This window comes from Microbacterium sp. KUDC0406, from assembly GCF_021582875.1.
Taxonomy (GTDB): domain Bacteria; phylum Actinomycetota; class Actinomycetes; order Actinomycetales; family Microbacteriaceae; genus Microbacterium.
Map to the genome: position 1 here is coordinate 3,443,315 of NZ_CP091138.1, position 16,404 is coordinate 3,459,718.

The following is a 16,404-nucleotide window of genomic DNA, read 5'->3' on the forward strand; positions in this document are numbered from 1 at the left end:
CGCGATTTCCAGCGCGTAGTTGGCGATCGCGCACATCCGTTGTTGTGTTCTGTAGATTGTTCCCGGTAACATTCCTGCAGGACGCGCTGCCAGCCGTCCTGCAGTCACGCAGCGGGCCGCACCGGTCCACACGTTCCCGAGGGTGACACCTCGGTCTCAAGGAGGAGAACATGTCCGTGAAGAAGCGCATGCGCATCGCGCTGAGCCTCGCCGCAGCCGGCGCGCTCGCTTTCAGCCTGGCGGCTTGCTCGTCCGGCAACGACGACGCCGGTTCCGGCCAGGACGGCGGCACCGATGAGCTGACGACCGTCGGCTTCGTCGCCGTCGGGCCGGAGGGCGCCTGGCGAGAGGCCAACGAGCAGAACATCCAGGACACCTTCACGAAGGATGCCGGTTACAACCTCAAGTACGCACCCGCCACCAACCTCGACCAGAAGTCGCAGATCGACGCGTTCACGTCGTTCGTCGACGAGGGCGTCGACGTCATTCTGCTGTCCGCCACCGAGGCATCCGGCTGGGAGGACTCGCTCAAGCGTGCACAGGAGGCGGAGATCCCGGTGATCCTGCTCGACCGCGGCATCGAGCCCGACGACACCAGCCTGTACGTGACCCGCATCGCACCCGACAACGTCGAGGTCGCCAAGGAGGTCGGCGCGTGGGCCGCAGCGACCTTCCCCGACGGCGGCAACTACGTCGTGCTCGAGGGCCCGGCCGGTGTCGGCGTCGTGAACGAGCGCAACAAGGGCTTCGAGGAGGGCCTCGGCGACTCGACGCTGAACAAGGTCGACGCGCAGACCGCGAACTGGTCGACCGAAGAGGGCAAGAGCGTCTTCGAGACGATGCTGAAGGCTAACGGCAACGATATCCAGTTCGTGTTCGCGCAGAACGACGAGATGGGTCTGGGGGCCGCGCAGGCGGCCGAAGAGGCCGGACTCACCATCGGCACCGACGTGAAGATCGCAACGATCGACGGCACGAAGAACGCCATGCAGGCGCTCGCCGATGGCAAGCTCAGCTACGTGCACGAGTACAACCCGCTGTTCGGCGAGACCGCACTGGACGTCGTCGAGAAGACCCTGAATGGTGACAAGGTCGAGTCGTACATCATTGTCCCGAGCCAGGCGTTCGATTCCGCCGACGCCGCCAAGGCTGCACTGCCCGACCGTAAGTACTGATCGCTCCGCGATCACAGCGACTGCCGGGGTGGCGCCGGGAGACCGGCGCCACTCCGGCCACCACGCGCGAAGGTTGAGAGTCAACGATGAACGAAGAACTTCCCATCGTCGAGATGCGCGGGATCTCGATCGAATTCCCCGGCGTCAAGGCACTCGACGGCGTCGATTTCCGCCTGTTCCCGGGTGAGGTCCATGCGCTCATGGGCGAGAACGGCGCCGGCAAGTCGACACTGATCAAGGCCCTCACTGGGGTGTACCAGATCGACTCCGGGTCGATCGTGGTCGCCGGACGCGAGCGCAGCTTCGGGGGAACGTCCGATGCGCAGGATGCCGGCATCTCGACCGTCTACCAAGAGGTCAACCTGGCGCCGAACATCACGATCGGCGAGAACGTGATGCTCGGGCACGAGGTCCACGGCGCGTTCGGCATCAACTGGCGCGCCACACACCGCGCGGCTTCCGAGGCGCTCACCCGACTCGGGCTCGGGCACCTCGACACCCACAGACCGCTCTCGATGCTTTCGATCGCCATGCAGCAGCTGGTCGCGATCAGCCGCGCGATGGCAGTCAAGGCTAAGGTGCTCATCCTCGATGAGCCCACGTCCAGCCTCGACGCCGCGGAGGTGGAGGGCCTGTTCACCGTGATGCGCACACTGCGCGATCAGGGCGTGGCCATCCTCTTCGTCTCGCACTTCCTCGACCAGATCTACGCGATCAGCGACCGCCTGACGGTGCTGCGCAACGGCAGGTACCAGGGCGAATTCCTGCGCCGAGAACTCGACCGGCATGCGCTGATCTCCACCATGATCGGCAAGGATCTCGACGCGCTGAAGTCGCTCGGCGGCAACCGCCGCACGACGGCACGGGATGCCGCCGAGCAGCCCGTGCTCTCCGCCTCCGGCATCGCACGCCGCCGGTGCGGTCGAGCCGACCGACCTCGAGATCCGCCCCGGCGAGGTGGTCGGCTTCGCCGGCCTGCTCGGATCCGGCCGCACCGAGCTGGCGCGTCTGCTCTACGGCGCCGACCGCGCCGACGAGGGCACCATAACTGTCAACGGCACTGCAGCCGACCTGCGCTCGCCCGCCGAGGGGCTCGCGAAGCGCATCGCGTTCTCGACTGAGAACCGTCGCGACGAGGGCATCATCGGCGATCTGACGGTGCGCGAGAACATCATCCTCGCCGTGCAGGCGGAGCGCGGATGGGCGCGGCCCATGCCGCGCAAGGAGCAGGACGCGATCGTTGACAAGTACATCACCGAGCTCAACGTGCGCCCGGCCGATCCCGACCGCATGATCAGGAACCTGTCCGGCGGCAACCAGCAGAAGGTGCTGCTGGGGCGCTGGCTCGCCACCAAGCCCGAGGTACTGATCCTGGATGAGCCGACGCGCGGCATCGACGTCGGCGCGAAGGCGGAGATCCAGGAGGCAGTCGCGCAGCTGGCCGAGGACGGCGTCGCCGTCGTCTTCATCTCGTCCGAGCTAGAAGAGGTGGTCCGCCTCTCCGAACGCATCGTGGTGCTGAAGGACCACAGCATGATCGGTGAGATCCAGAACGGTCCGGGCGTGACCGCGCAGGAGGTCGTCGACGTCATCGCCGCTCACGGAGCGGATGCTGCGGCCGAGACCTTGGAGAACGCCGAGGGCGCCGACCTCGACACGATCGCCCGCACAGAGAAGGAGGAGGCGCGATGACCACCGCATCCGACACGTCGTTCTGGCGTGCACTCATCCACAAGCCGTTCTTCTGGGGCATCGTGGCGATCATCGCCCTGCTTGCGCTGAACCTCATCAAGGATCCGGCGTACCTGGCCATCTCGCTGAATCCCGACAACGGCCGCCTGGTCGGCAACGTGATCGACATCCTTCGACAGGCCGCGCCGATCATGATGATCTCGGTGGGGATGTCGCTGGTCATCGCGACCGGCGGCATCGACCTCTCCGTCGGCTCGCTGATGGCAGTCGCCGGTGCGGTGTCGATGGAGTTCCTCAGCGGTGCAGACGGATCGCTCGGCGCCGCGCTCACAGCCATCGTGCTGACGCTGGTGATCACCGGCATCCTCGGCGCCGTCAACGGCGTGCTGGTGGCCTACGTCGGCCTGCAGCCCTTCATCGCGACGCTGGTGCTGATGCTCGCAGGCCGGGGACTGGCGAAGGTGATCACCGGCGGGCAGAACACGAACGCGTCCAACGACGCGTTCCGCTGGATCGCGAACGGCTTTGTGCTGGGGCTGCCCGTGGTGTTCCTGCTCGCGCTGCTGATCGTGATCGCGGTCGGCTGGGTGGTGCGCCGCAGCGCGCTGGGGCTGATGATCGAGGCGATCGGCATCAACCCGAAGGCCAGCCGGATGGCAGGCATCAAGCCGAAGGGGCTGCTGCTGACGGTGTACATCATCAGCGGTGTGCTCGCCGGCATCGCCGGGATCATGGCCGTCGGCAGCGTGATGACGGTCGACGTCTCGCGCACCGGCTACCAGCTCGAACTCGACGCGATCCTCGCCGTCGTGATCGGCGGCGCATCGCTCGCCGGCGGCAAGTTCTCCCTCAGCGGCGCCTTCGTCGGCGCCCTGCTGATCGCGACGCTCGACAAGACGGTGCTCTACCTGGGGGTCTCCTCATCGGCCACCCCTGCGTTCAAGGCGATAGTGATCATCGTGCTCTGCCTGCTGCAGTCCGAGCGTGTGCGCGGCTGGTTCCGGGCACGCAAGACATCCGCACCCGCGGCGCCCAGCGCCCCGGTGAAAGAGGAGGTGGCGGCATGACCGTCCTCACAGCGACCGACACACGGCGCGAGACCCCGGCTTTCACAGACCGCATCCGCCGCGCCGTACAGGCGAACCCCTCGGTGCTTCCGACGGTGGCCTCCGTGGTCATCTTCGTCGGCATGATCGTCTACGGCGAGATCGCCTACGGCCGCATCGTCCAGGCCAGCACGCTGTCGAATCTGCTGATCAACAATGCGCACCTCATCGTGCTCGCGGTGGCGCTGACGTTCGTCATCCTGACCGGCGGCATCGACCTGTCGGTCGGATCGATCATCGCGCTCTCCTCGGTGGCAGGCGTCATGCTGGCGAACGCCGGATGGAACGCGTTCGCGGTCATCATCGTGATGGTCCTCCTCGGTACCGTGACGGGCCTGGTCTCCGGCATCCTGATCCGCTTCTTCAACGTGCAGCCGTTCATCGCGACGCTCGCGATGATGTTCCTCGCCCGCGGCCTCGCCTCGCTGCTGAGCACCAAGGCGGAGCGGCTGGGCGAGGAGTCGCCGATCCGCTGGCTGGGCGAGCAGATCAAGGTGGTCGACGGTCCGAAGGTGAACGACCTCGTCATCACGCCGGCGGTCATCATCGCCGTTCTCGTCGTCGCGGTGGCGTTCTTCGTGCTGCACCGCACCCGCACCGGGCGCACCGTGTACGCGATCGGCGGGTCCGAGAGCTCGGCGCTGCTGATGGGCCTGCCGGTGCACCGCACGAAGGTGCTGGTGTACGTGATCAGCGGCACGCTCGCCGGCATCGCGGCCGTGCTCTACACGGCACGCATCGGCACGGCGCAGAACATCACCGGCATCGGCTGGGAGCTCGATGCCATCGCCGCAGCCGTCATCGGCGGGACGGTGCTGACCGGCGGCTACGGCTACGTGCTCGGCTCTGTGATCGGCGCGCTCGTGCTCGGCCTGATGAACGTGCTCATCACCCGAGACGGAGGCATCCCTCCCGAGATGACGACGATCATCACCGGCGGCATCCTGCTCGTGTTCGTGCTCCTGCAGCGGGCGGTGACCCGCAAGCGGGAATGATGTCCGTCAATGGCCGTGATGCGAGATCGCCGCGACCGCCCGACTTCTGCGTGAGACCCGCGTGCTGCACAGGGGACTCGTGCCGAAGTCGGGGTCTCGTCGGGATCTCGTCGTGCCTTCGACCGATCCCGCGCCCCGTACACTCGCAGTCGTGAGTGAGAACGCCGAGGCCAGGCCGCGCGCCGTCGGCGTGCGCGACGTCGCAGCTCTCGCCGGGGTGTCCCGGCAGACCGTCTCGCGCGTGCTCAACGAGCACCCGGACGTCGCGCCCGAGACACGCGACCGCGTCGTCGCGGCGATGGACGAGCTGGGCTACCGGATGAACAACGCGGCCCGTGCTCTGGGCACGCGCCGGACCCGCACGATCGGGGTGCTCGCCTCGGACGCGCTGCAGTACGGACCCTCGCGCAGCATCGCCGCGATCGAGGCGTCGGCCCGCGAAGCCGGGTACTGGGTGTCCACGGCCTACGCCGACTCCGGCGACGCCGACTCGGTGCGTGCGGCGATCGAGCACCTGCGCGCGCAGGCCGTCGACGGTCTCGTGGTGTTCGCGCCGCACGCGCGCACGCTCGACGTGCTGAAGGACCTCGACACCGGTATCCCGACCGTCGCGCTGCACACCGCGGACTGCTCCGCGCACTCGGTCGATCAGGTCGCCGGCGCGCGGCTCGCGGTCGCCGCACTGGCGGATGCCGGGCATCGGCGCATCGCGCACCTCGCGGGCCCGGCGGACTGGCTCGAGGCCGAGGCCCGGGCATCCGGGTACGAGGCGGAGCTCGCGGCGCGAGGGCTGGGCTTCCGGATGACGGTGTGCGGCGACTGGACCGCACGATCCGGGTACGAGGCGGCTGCCGAGGTACGCGCCTCGGGCGCGACAGCGGTGTTCGCGGGCAACGACCAGATGGCCCTCGGGCTGATCACCGGGCTGCGCGAGTCGGGTGTCGACGTGCCGGCTGACGTCAGCGTCGTCGGCTTCGACGACACCCCGGATGCCGAGTACTTCTGGCCTCCGCTCACGACCGTGCGGCAGGACTTCGACGAGCTCGCCCGCCGCGCCGTCGCGGCGCTGGTCGGGGAGGGCGAGGCGATCGCATCCGCGCCGGTCGCACCGGTCGCGCCCGTGCTGATCACCCGCGCATCCGTCGCCTCGCCTCGCTGACCGCGCAGCCTTTCCCTGGCTCCGGTCTCACTCGTTGTGGGTCCAGCCCTGGGCGCACCCGCAACCGGTGCGACCGGAGCGGAGGGGGTCTGCGATTGACACGTGGCGGACGGCATGTCACAATCGGCTGTGACCGGTCACAGTCACCCAGGAGGGCCAACCAACGATGACGACTTACTCCGCAGAGATCGAGCAGGCGATCGCCGACGTCCGCGCCGACGTGGCCCGCCTGCACGGCGAGCTCGTGCGCTACGGCCTGGTGGTCTGGACCGGCGGGAACGTCTCGGGCCGCGTGCCGGGCTCCGACCTCTTCGTGATCAAGCCCTCTGGCGTCAGCTACGACGACCTCGCACCCGAGAACATGATCCTCTGCGACCTCGACGGCAACGTCATGCCCGGCACGCCCGGCAGCGAGCGCTCGCCGTCCAGCGACACCGCGGCCCACGCTTACGTGTACCGACACATGCCCGAGGTCGGCGGTGTCGTGCACACCCACTCCACCTACGCGGTCGCCTGGGCGGCGCGGGGCGAGGAGATCCCCTGCGTGATCACCGCGATGGCCGACGAGTTCGGCGGCCCGATCCCGATCGGTCCGTTCGCGATCATCGGCGACGACTCGATCGGCCGCGGCATCGTCGACACGCTGAGCGGCCATCGCAGCCGCGCCGTGCTGATGCAGAACCACGGCCCGTTCACGATCGGCGTGAACGCGAAGGATGCCGTCAAGGCGGCCGTCATGGTCGAGGACGTCGCCCGCACCGTGCATCACGCCCGCGAGGCCGGTCCGCTCATCCCCATCCCGCAGGAGAGCATCGACAGACTCTACGACCGGTACCAGAACGTCTACGGTCAGAACGCGGACGCCCGCCGATGAGCGCCGACGCGATCCGCTCCGGCCGCACCGCCCTCGGCATCGAGCTCGGCTCGACCCGCATCAAGGCCTGCCTGATCGACGCGGACAGTCATGAGGTGCTCGCCACCGGATTCCACGACTGGGAGAACCGGTTCGAGGACCGGCTGTGGACCTACTCCCTCGACGCCGTCTGGGGCGGCCTGCAGGAGGCGTACTCCGGTCTGGTCTCGGACACCTACGACCGGTATGGCGTTCGTCCCACCTCCTTCGGCGCGATGGGCGTCTCGGCGATGATGCACGGCTACCTCGCCTTCGACGAGTCCGACGAGTTGCTCGTCCCGTTCCGCACCTGGCGCAACACCAACACCGGCCCGGCCGCCGCAGAGCTCACCGAGCTGCTGGGCGTGAACATCCCGCTGCGCTGGTCGGTCGCGCACCTGCGGCAGGCGCAGCTCGACGCCGAACCGCACGCCGGCTCGGTGCGCTTCCTCACCACGCTCGCCGGCTACGTGCACTGGCGGCTCACCGGGCGACGCGTCCTGGGTGTCGGCGACGCCTCCGGCATGTTTCCGATCGACTCCGGCGCCCGCGACTACGACCCGACGCTGCTCGAGCGCTTCGACGCGCACTCCGGCGGCGGCCTGCGCGCGCTGCTGCCGGAGGTGCTCGTCGCCGGCCAGGATGCCGGAGCGCTGACGCCGGAGGGAGCCGCACTGCTCGACCCGAGCGGCGCCCTGCAGCCCGGCATCCCGCTCTGCCCGCCGGAAGGGGATGCCGGAACCGGCATGGTCGCCACGAACGCCGTGGCTCCCCGCACCGGCAACGTGTCCGCCGGCACGAGCATCTTCGCGATGGTCGTGCTGGAGCGTCCGCTGGCGGCCGTCCACCACGAGCTCGACCTCGTCACCACCCCCGCCGGCGACGCCGTCGCGATGGTGCACTGCAACAACGGCGCCAGCGAGCTGGCGGCCTGGGCTGGCATGTTCGGTCGGTTCGCCGCGGCATCCGGCTCTCCGCTCTCGAGCGACGCCGTCTTCGAGACGCTGTTCGGCGAGGCGCTGGACGGAGAGGCGGATGCCGGCGGTCTGATCGCCTACAACCACCTCGCCGGAGAGCCGATCGCGGGGCTCGACGAGGGGCGTCCGCTTTTCGTACGCACGCCCGACAGCCGCTTCACCCTCGCCAACGCCATGCGCGCCCAGCTGTACGGGGTGTTCGGCACCCTCGCCCTCGGCATGCGCGTGCTCGCCGACGAGGGGGTCGCCCTCGACCGGATGTATGCCCACGGTGGAATGTTCCGCACGGCGGGTGTCGCCCAGCGCTTCCTCGCCGGGGCGCTGAACGCCCCGGTCGCCGTCGGCGACACCGCCGCAGAGGGCGGGGCCTGGGGCATCGCCGTGCTCGCCGCCCACCTCGGCTCCGGCCGGCCCCTGGCCGATTATCTCGACGACCTGGTTTTCTCCGGCGCCGGCATCCGCGTCGTCAAACCCGACCCCGCCGACGTCGCCGGCTACTCCGCCTACCTCGACCGCTACCGCGCCGGCCTCGCCATCGAGGCCGCCGCCGTCAACGCCCTCCCGTGAAACTGCATCACCGCTCCGAGACGGGGCTGAAACGCCATAGTCTCGGCGCGGTGGTGCAGTCTCGCGAATGAAAGGACCTTCACGATGACCCGCACCCCGCTCACCACCTCGCTCGACGACTACGAGGTCTGGTTCCTCACCGGCAGCCAGCATCTCTACGGGCCCGAGACGCTCGCGCAGGTCGCCGAGCAGTCCCAGGCGATCGCCGGGGCACTCGATGAGGCGTCCGACGTGCCGGTGCGCATCGTCTGGAAGCCGGTGCTCACCGACTCCGCAGCCATCAAGCGGATCGCCCTCGAGGCCAACGCCGACGACCGTGTCATCGGCCTGGTCGCGTGGATGCACACCTTCAGCCCGGCGAAGATGTGGATCGCAGGGCTCGACGCCCTGCGCAAGCCGCTCGCGCACCTGCACACGCAGGCGAACGTGGAGCTGCCGTGGACGGACATCGACTTCGACTTCATGAACCTCAACCAGGCCGCGCACGGCGACCGCGAGTTCGGGTACATCCAGACCCGCCTCGGCGTGCCGCGCAAGACGATCGTCGGCCACCACAGCGACCCGCGGGTGCGCGCGGACCTCGCGAGCTGGCAGCGCGCTGCGGCGGGCCTGGCAGCCTCACGCGACCTCAAGCTCGCGCGCTTCGGCGACAACATGCGCTTCGTCGCGGTCACCGAGGGCGACAAGACCGAGGCCGAGCTGCGGCTCGGCGTGCAGGTCAACACCTGGGGGGTGAACGAGCTGGCGGATGCCGTGCACGCGGCATCCTCAGCCGAGATCGACGCCCTCGTCCACGAGTACGAGGAGCTCTACGACGTGGTTCCCGAACTGCGCCGCAGCGGCGACCGCCACGAGTCGCTGCGCTACGGCGCGGCCGTCGAACTCGGCCTGCGGTCGTTCCTCGAGGAGGGTGGCTTCGGCGCTTTCACCACCTCGTTCGAGGACCTCGGTGCGCTGCGGCAGCTGCCCGGTCTCGCCGTGCAGCGCCTGATGGCCGAGGGGTACGGCTTCGGCGCCGAGGGCGACTGGAAGACCGCCATCCTCGTGCGCGTCGCCAACGTCATGGGCGCGGGCCTCCCCGGCGGGGCGAGCCTGATGGAGGACTACACCTACGACCTCACTCCCGGCGATGAACTGATCCTGGGCGCGCACATGCTCGAGGTCTCGCCGTCGCTCACCTCGGCGAAGCCCACCCTCGAGGTGCATCCGCTCGGCATCGGCGGCAAGGAGGATCCGGTGCGCCTGGTCTTCACCGCCGATCCCGGCCCTGCCGTGGTCGTCGCGATGAGCGACATGCGCGACCGTTTCCGGCTCACCGCGAACATGGTCGAGAACGTCGAGCCGCGGGCCGCCCTGCCGAAGCTGCCGGTCGGTCGCGCGGTCTGGAAGCCCGCACCCGACTTCCGCACCAGTGCGGCCGCGTGGCTGACCGCGGGCGCCGCGCATCACACCGTGATGTCGAACGCGGTCGGCATCGAGGTGTTCCGCGACTTCGCCGAGATGGCCGAGCTCGAGCTGCTCGTCATCGACGAGGACACCACGCTGCCCGGGTTCCAGGAGCAGGTGCGCTGGAACCAGGCCTACTACCGGCTCGCGCAGGGGCTGTGATGCCGGCATCCGGGCGCCAGTGCCGCATCGCGGCATCCGGCTACGTCGCCGAGATCGCGAGCGTGGGCGCCTCGCTGCGCACGCTGAGGTACGAGGGCGCGACCTCGTCGTGCCGTTCGCCGCCGACGAGGTGCGCCCTGCCTACCGCGGCGCTACCCTTGCGCCGTGGCCGAACCGCATCGTGGACGGCACCTACTCCTTCGCCGGCATGCATCACCAGCTGCCGCTCACAGAGCCGGAGCGCGGGCAGGCGCTGCACGGCCTGGTGGCCTGGTCGGACTTCGCCGAGCGCGTCGTCGACCTGGATCGGGTGGTGCTCGCGACGACGATCGTGCCGCAGGCAGGCTACCCCTTCACCGTCGAGGTAGAGGTCGAGTATCGCGTGGACGAGCACGGCCTCACGCAGCGGGTAACCGGCAGGAACGTGGGAACGGATGCCGCGCCCTGGGGCACCGGTCCGCACCCCTACCTCGTCGCAGGGCCGGGCTCCGTCGACGACTGGAGCCTGCTGCTTCCCGCTTCCGAGGTGCTCACCGTGACCGACGACCGGCTCAGCCCGATCGCGGTGGAGCCTGTCGACGCACACCCGCAGTGGGACTTCCGCGTGGCCCGGCACATCGGCGAGACGTTCATCGACCACGCCTTCACCGCTCTCGAGGGAACGGACGGGCACACGTCGGTCGAACTGCACGCGGGTGACGGCGGCGTCGCGATCACCTGGGACGACAGATGTCCCTGGGTGCAGGTGCACACTGCCGACACCCCAGCGGTGCCCGGGACGCACCGGCAGGGACTGGCCGTCGAGCCGATGACCTGCCCGCCGGATGCGTTCAACTCGGGCACCGACCTGGTGGTGCTGCAGCCCGGTGCCGAGCACGCCGTGTCGTGGCGGATCCACGCCCTGTGACCGGACGCCCCCGGAACCGGGCATGATCGTCGTGTGAGCGAGAGCATCTACACTCCGGGCGCCCACGTGGTCACCCCACGGGGACGCGGCGTCATCATCGATGTCCGGCCCACACCGATCGGCAGGTTCGTCTTCGGCGTCGAGGACGAGTCGGGCGAGGTCGGCCACTTCACCGAGAAGGCGCTCCGGCTCGCGTCGGAGTGAGATGAGCCGAAGCGTCGTCGAGATCGGCGTGATCTCCTGATCTCAACGCGAGCTCACTGCGATCTCGCCACCACCGGGGCTCCCCGCCAGACCGGCATGGCCGTCGTCGGTCGGATCGCCGGCCGGGCTGTACGGCATCGCCGAGACCGTGAGATGCCGGCTGCGGTCCTTCTCCACCCACTGCACTGGAACGCACATGATGTCCCCCTCTGACGTTATGAACACAAGGAGGCGCGAGGCGGCCGGGTGATACCCGCGCCGGCGCGTCGCGCCCCGGGTGAGAATGGAGTCATGAGCAGCGAAGCCGTCCTCGTCGATGTCGTCCGCACCCCGGTGGGGCGTGGCAAGCCGGGCGGAGCGCTGTCGGGCGTGCATCCGGTCGACCTGGCGGCGGGGGTGCTCACCGCCGTCCTGGAGCGCAACGGTCTCGAATCCGGACAACTCGACGACGTGCTGCTGGGCTGCGTCAGCCAGGTCGGCGACCAGGCCATGAACATCGCCCGTCAGGCCGTGCTCGCAGCGGGGTTCGACGAGACCATCCCCGCCACGACGATCGACCGTCAGTGCGGATCGAGCCAGCAGGCCGTGCACTTCGCCGCGCAGGGAATCGCCTCCGGTGCCTACGACGCAGTGCTCGTCGGCGGCGTCGAGTCGATGAGCCGCGTTCCGCTCGGCTCGTCCGCGGCCGGCGGATCGCCGATGTCGCCGCGGCTGCGTTCCCGCTACCCGCGGGGCTGGTGAACCAGGGCGTCAGCGCGGAGCTCATCGCGCAGCGCTGGGACCTCAGCCGCGACGACCTCGACGCCTTCGCCGCCGAATCGCACGCCCGCGCAGCGGCCGCCTGGCACGACGGCTTCTTCACCGGGACGACCGTCCCGGTGGCCGAGGCGCCGCATGCCACGACCGATGAGACCGTGCGCGAGGGCACGACCGTCGAGAGGCTGGCCGGCCTGCCGGCTTCCTTCCGCACCGAGGAACTGGCCGTACGGTTCCCCGAGCTCGACTGGCGGATCACCGCCGGCAACTCCTCGCCGCTCACCGACGGGGCATCCGCTGCGCTGCTGATGAGCGCCGAGAGGGCGGATGCTCTGGGGCTGCGTCCTCGGGCGCGCTTCGGCGCCTTCGACGTGATCGGCGACGATCCGCTGATGATGCTCACCGGCCCCATCCCCGCCACACGCCGGGTGCTCGAGAAGGCGGGTCTGAGCATCTCCGACCTCGATGCCTACGAGGTGAACGAGGCGTTCGCGTCGGTGCCGCTCGCCTGGGCCGCCGAACTCGACGCCGATCCGGCGCGCCTCAACCCGCGCGGAGGGGCGATCGCGCTCGGACACGCGCTCGGATCGTCCGGCACTCGTCTGCTGGGCACTCTCGTCGACCACCTCGAGGCGACCGGCGGCCGGTATGGACTCCAGACGATGTGCGAGGGCGGCGGCATGGCGAATGCCCTTGTCCTTGAACGTCTCTGATCGACAGGAACGATGCCGATTCCGGTACGGCTTTGACCTTGCCCCGGGGCAGATACCACTCTGGTCCGGTCGGCGATCTCCGCCGATGCGACGAGAGGAAGATGGACCGCATGGAGCTCATGTCGATCGGCGATTTCGCCCGTGCCGTGGGCCTCACGCCCAAGGCCCTGCGGATCTACGACGACCTGGACCTGCTGCCGCCCGCCGAGGTCGATGACCGCACCGGGTACCGGTTCTACGGCGGCGAGCAGATGGAGCAGGCGCGACTGATCGCTGCGCTGCGCCGGGTGGGCATGCCGCTCGAGCGCATCCGCGCGGCGCTGACCCTGCCACCCGCGGCGATCGCCGCGGAGCTCACCTCGTTCTGGCGACAGACCGAGGCGGACGTGCGCTCCCGGCGGACCCAGGTCTCCTCGCTCGTCGCCGACCTTCGATCGAAGGAGAGCACGATGACCACCTCACGAACCCCTCGTACCAGCGTCGCCCACGCCCTCGGGCGGGGAGCGCGGGACGAGCAGCTCGATGCCGTACACCTCGGGGAGGAGCTGTGGGCCGTCGCGGACGGCTTCCACGGGACGCCGTCCGTCGCCGATGACTTCGTACGGCGGCTGGCGGCCGAGCCCGGTCCGATCGGTGCCGAGCGCTGGGACTCGCTCGCGGCCGAGTGCGTCGCCGACCTTCCGGATGACGGCCGTGGAAGCACGTTCACGGCCGTCGCGCTGAAGGGAGACATCGCCACCATCGCCCACCTGGGCGATTCGCGAGCGTGGCTGATGCGTGATGGAGTGCTGCGTCAGCTCACGACCGATCACACCGAGGTGACCGCTCTGCTGGAGGACGGTCGGCTCTCCGAGGAGGAGGCGCGGGTGCACCCCCGCCGTGCAGTGCTGAACCGCGCGCTCGGCGCCGGTGTGCTGAGCGATCCCGATGTGATCGGAGTCACGGTGCAGCGCGGCGACCGGCTGGCGCTGACCACCGACGGCGTGCACGCGCTGTTCCCCGCCGAGCAGCTCACCGCGCTGCTGGCGGCGGATGACGCGGAGGCGGCGGTCGCCGCGGTGCGAGACGCGGTGCGTGATGCCGGTGAGCCCGACAATCATGCGATCGTGCTGATCGACGTCGAGGGCTGACCGGCGCGAGCAGAGGAGACCCCCGCCGACCCGATTCGGCGGGGGTCTTCGCGGTCGGAACAGACCGCGGCGGGAGCCGAGCTCACCGCGACGCGAAACCGACGCCCTTCCGGTCTGAGTCGTTCGCGTTCCTCCGTTCTACGCGCCGCGGGTTACGCGCGGGTGAACGGATTCCGCGAGTTCCGTTTCGAATCGCGCAACTTCCCACGTCCTCGCCCGCGCGATACGATGCCGCCTCTGAAGCAGGTAGAGGTTCTCAGCTTCCTCGAGCAGCCCGGGAAGCTCTTACGATCGTCCCATCGCTCAGAGGTAGTCGTCCGGATGCAGCTGGCGCACGCCGCGACCGTAGAGGGTGAACTGCGCGCGCAGCGGGATGCCGAGGTCGGCGGCCTGTTCGGCCATCGCCCGCGCCCAGGCACGATCGATCTTCCGCACAGACTCCCGGCCAGGATGCTCCCAGACCAGCACGACCTGGGTGTTGCCGGTCACCTCGAGCATCGCGCCGATGCGATGCATGAGCAGATGGGAGTGGGCGACCTCGCCGAGATCCGCGACCCTCACGGTCTCGAGCGGATCCTCGGGATAGTCGGCCATCGGCATGACCGGATCGCCAAGGCATCCGCGATCGTCGATGAAGAGCAGCCACAGCTGTCTCTGGTTCGCGCGCTGCAGCAACAGGGAGATGAGGTCGGAGAGCTGGTCGTCGGTGTGCAGCACGCGGTCCCGCACGGATTCTTCGGAGTTCGTCATGCGGACAACCCTGGTCGCATCACGACACCCTGCCGCCTCGCGAATCCCGAGCCTGTGCAGAACCTCTCCGCTGGATCGGGTTGTGGAGGACGAGTGACTACTCGCCGCTTCGAATCGCGCAACTTGCGGTTCTCGGAGCCCGGTGCCGCAAGTTGCGCGATTCAAAGGGGTAGGGGTGAGGTAATGCTCAGGAAGCCCTACTATCTGCTCGGCGTCCCGACTATGATGGACACTGTGCCAAAGAGGGCATGGAGGAGCGTCGCACAATGACTCGTACAATCCCGCATTTCGTAGGCGGATCGCACTTCGAGCCCCAAGAGGGCCGGTTCGCCGAGGTATTCGACCCCAGCACCGGCGAGGTGCAGGCCCGGGTGCCGCTGGCCTCTGCCGCCGAGGTGCAGCAGGTCATCGCGAACGCCGCCGCGGCGCAGCCCGCCTGGGCCGCGACCAACCCGCAGAAGCGCGCCCGCGTGCTGATGCGGTTCGTGGATCTGGTGAACCAGAACATGGACGAGCTGGCCAGGCTGCTCTCCCGTGAGCACGGCAAGACCTTCGAGGATGCGAAGGGCGACGTCATCCGCGGCCTCGAGGTGATCGAGTTCTGCATCGGCGCGCCGCACATGCTCAAGGGCGAGTACTCCACCTCTGCCGGCACGGGCATCGACGTCTACTCGATGCGCCAGCCGCTCGGGGTGGTCGCGGGCATCACGCCGTTCAACTTCCCCGCGATGATCCCGCTCTGGAAGGCCGGCCCCGCGATCGCGAGCGGCAACGCCTTCGTGCTGAAGCCGTCCGAGCGCGACCCCTCCGTGCCGGTGCGCCTGGCCGAGCTGTTGCTGGAGGCGGGCCTGCCGGCCGGCATCTTCAACGTCGTGCACGGCGACAAGGAGGCGGTCGACACCATCCTCACCGACCCGCGCATCGAGGCCGTCGGCTTCGTGGGGTCCACCCCGATCGCCGAGTACATCTACGCCACGGCTGCGGCCAACGGCAAGCGCGCACAGTGCTTCGGAGGTGCGAAGAACCATCTCGTCGTCATGCCCGACGCCGACCTCGACCAGGCCGCCGACGCCCTCATCGGCGCCGGCTACGGTTCGGCCGGAGAGCGCTGCATGGCGATCTCGGTCGCGGTCCCGGTCGGAGAGGAGACCGCTGACGCACTGGTCGCCAAACTCACCGACCGCCTCGCCGGTCTGAAGGTGGGCCCCGGCCTCGAGCCCGGCGTCGACTACGGTCCGCTGGTCTCGTCCGCCGCGAAGGCACGCGTCGAGGGGCTGATCCAGCAGGGTGTGGATGCGGGCGCCACGTTGGCCGCCGACGGCCGCGGCCTCGTGGTACCCGGTCACGAGTCCGGCTTCTACCTCGGCCCCACCCTCTTCGACCGCGTCACCACCGACATGTCGATCTACCAGCAGGAGATCTTCGGCCCGGTGCTCTGTGTGGTCCGCGCCGCCGACTACGAGGAGGCGCTGGCCCTGGCATCCGACAACCCCTACGGGAACGGCGTCGGCATCTTCACGCGCGACGGCGACGCCGCTCGTGACTTCGCCGCCCGCGTGAACGTGGGCATGGTCGGCGTGAACATCCCGATCCCGGTGCCGATCGCGTACTTCACCTTCGGCGGCTGGAAGGCGTCCGGCTTCGGCGACCTGAACCAGCACGGCGCCGACGGGTTCCGCTTCTACACGAAGACCAAGACCGTGACCAGCCGCTGGCCGTCCGGCATCAAGGACGGCGCCAGCTTCGTGATCCCGACGGGAGACCACCGATGAC

The 16,404-nt window shown here is 69.2% G+C and carries 12 protein-coding genes and 3 pseudogenes; 13 read left to right on the forward strand and 2 right to left on the reverse strand.

The features are described 5' to 3' along the window. The first annotated feature begins 170 nt into the window (after positions 1-170). From L2X99_RS16925 to L2X99_RS16970, 10 genes and pseudogenes are all read left to right on the forward strand, one after another. Positions 171-1,175 (forward strand): substrate-binding domain-containing protein, encoded by a 1,005-nt coding sequence (locus L2X99_RS16925; protein WP_236125733.1) that lies wholly within the window; start codon positions 171-173, stop codon positions 1,173-1,175. 86 nt (positions 1,176-1,261) lie between these two features. Next, a pseudogene (locus L2X99_RS16930) lies at positions 1,262-2,867 on the forward strand (sugar ABC transporter ATP-binding protein). Further along, positions 2,864-3,934, forward strand: a complete 1,071-nt coding sequence (locus L2X99_RS16935; RefSeq protein WP_236125731.1) for an ABC transporter permease — start codon at positions 2,864-2,866, stop codon at positions 3,932-3,934. The pseudogene L2X99_RS16930 and the gene L2X99_RS16935 overlap by 4 nt, the downstream one beginning before the upstream one ends. Beyond that, positions 3,931-4,968, forward strand: a complete 1,038-nt coding sequence (locus L2X99_RS16940; RefSeq protein WP_236125730.1) for an ABC transporter permease — start codon at positions 3,931-3,933, stop codon at positions 4,966-4,968. Before L2X99_RS16935 ends, L2X99_RS16940 begins: the two co-directional genes overlap by 4 nt. Positions 4,969-5,119: 151 nt before the next feature. After that, on the forward strand, positions 5,120-6,127 hold the full coding sequence (locus L2X99_RS16945) for a LacI family DNA-binding transcriptional regulator (protein ID WP_236125729.1): 1,008 nt from the start codon (positions 5,120-5,122) through the stop codon (positions 6,125-6,127). Between the two features lie 166 nt (positions 6,128-6,293). After that, a complete protein-coding gene (locus L2X99_RS16950; RefSeq protein ID WP_236125728.1) occupies positions 6,294-7,001 on the forward strand; it encodes an L-ribulose-5-phosphate 4-epimerase in 708 nt (235 codons plus the stop codon). Further along, entirely contained in the window at positions 6,998-8,563 is a 1,566-nt protein-coding gene (locus tag L2X99_RS16955; RefSeq protein ID WP_236125727.1) for a xylulokinase, read from the forward strand. Before L2X99_RS16950 ends, L2X99_RS16955 begins: the two co-directional genes overlap by 4 nt. An 84-nt stretch (positions 8,564-8,647) precedes the next feature. Beyond that, the gene (araA, locus tag L2X99_RS16960; protein WP_236125726.1) at positions 8,648-10,171 is read left to right on the forward strand and encodes an L-arabinose isomerase; all 1,524 of its coding nucleotides are present in this window, start codon (positions 8,648-8,650) and stop codon (positions 10,169-10,171) included. Beyond that, positions 10,171-11,078, forward strand: a pseudogene (locus L2X99_RS16965) (aldose 1-epimerase family protein). Before araA ends, L2X99_RS16965 begins: the two are co-directional and overlap by 1 nt. A 33-nt stretch (positions 11,079-11,111) precedes the next feature. After that, complete coding sequence (locus L2X99_RS16970; RefSeq protein ID WP_236125724.1) at positions 11,112-11,282, forward strand: hypothetical protein; 171 nt, start codon at positions 11,112-11,114, stop codon at positions 11,280-11,282. 42 nt (positions 11,283-11,324) lie between these two features. Here L2X99_RS16970 and L2X99_RS16975 read toward each other — a convergent pair whose 3' ends face one another. Next, positions 11,325-11,480 (reverse strand): hypothetical protein, encoded by a 156-nt coding sequence (locus tag L2X99_RS16975; protein ID WP_236125723.1) that lies wholly within the window; start codon positions 11,478-11,480, stop codon positions 11,325-11,327. A 93-nt stretch (positions 11,481-11,573) separates the two neighbouring features. On the opposite strand from L2X99_RS16975, the pseudogene L2X99_RS16980 reads away from it, so the two are divergent. Both L2X99_RS16980 and L2X99_RS16985 read left to right on the forward strand, forming a co-directional pair. Beyond that, positions 11,574-12,751, forward strand: a pseudogene (locus L2X99_RS16980) (thiolase family protein). A gap of 101 nt (positions 12,752-12,852) precedes the next feature. Further along, positions 12,853-13,881: a MerR family transcriptional regulator gene (locus L2X99_RS16985; protein WP_236125722.1), complete on the forward strand. Its 1,029-nt coding sequence runs from the start codon at positions 12,853-12,855 to the stop codon at positions 13,879-13,881. Positions 13,882-14,184: 303 nt separating this feature from the next. On the opposite strand, the gene L2X99_RS16990 is transcribed toward L2X99_RS16985, so the two are convergent. Beyond that, positions 14,185-14,631 (reverse strand): hypothetical protein, encoded by a 447-nt coding sequence (locus L2X99_RS16990; protein WP_236125721.1) that lies wholly within the window; start codon positions 14,629-14,631, stop codon positions 14,185-14,187. A 266-nt stretch (positions 14,632-14,897) separates the two neighbouring features. Here L2X99_RS16990 and L2X99_RS16995 point away from each other — a divergent pair, with 266 nt between their 5' ends. Then, complete coding sequence (locus L2X99_RS16995) at positions 14,898-16,403, forward strand: CoA-acylating methylmalonate-semialdehyde dehydrogenase (RefSeq protein ID WP_236125720.1); 1,506 nt, start codon at positions 14,898-14,900, stop codon at positions 16,401-16,403. The last annotated feature ends 1 nt before the right edge of the window (position 16,404 follow it).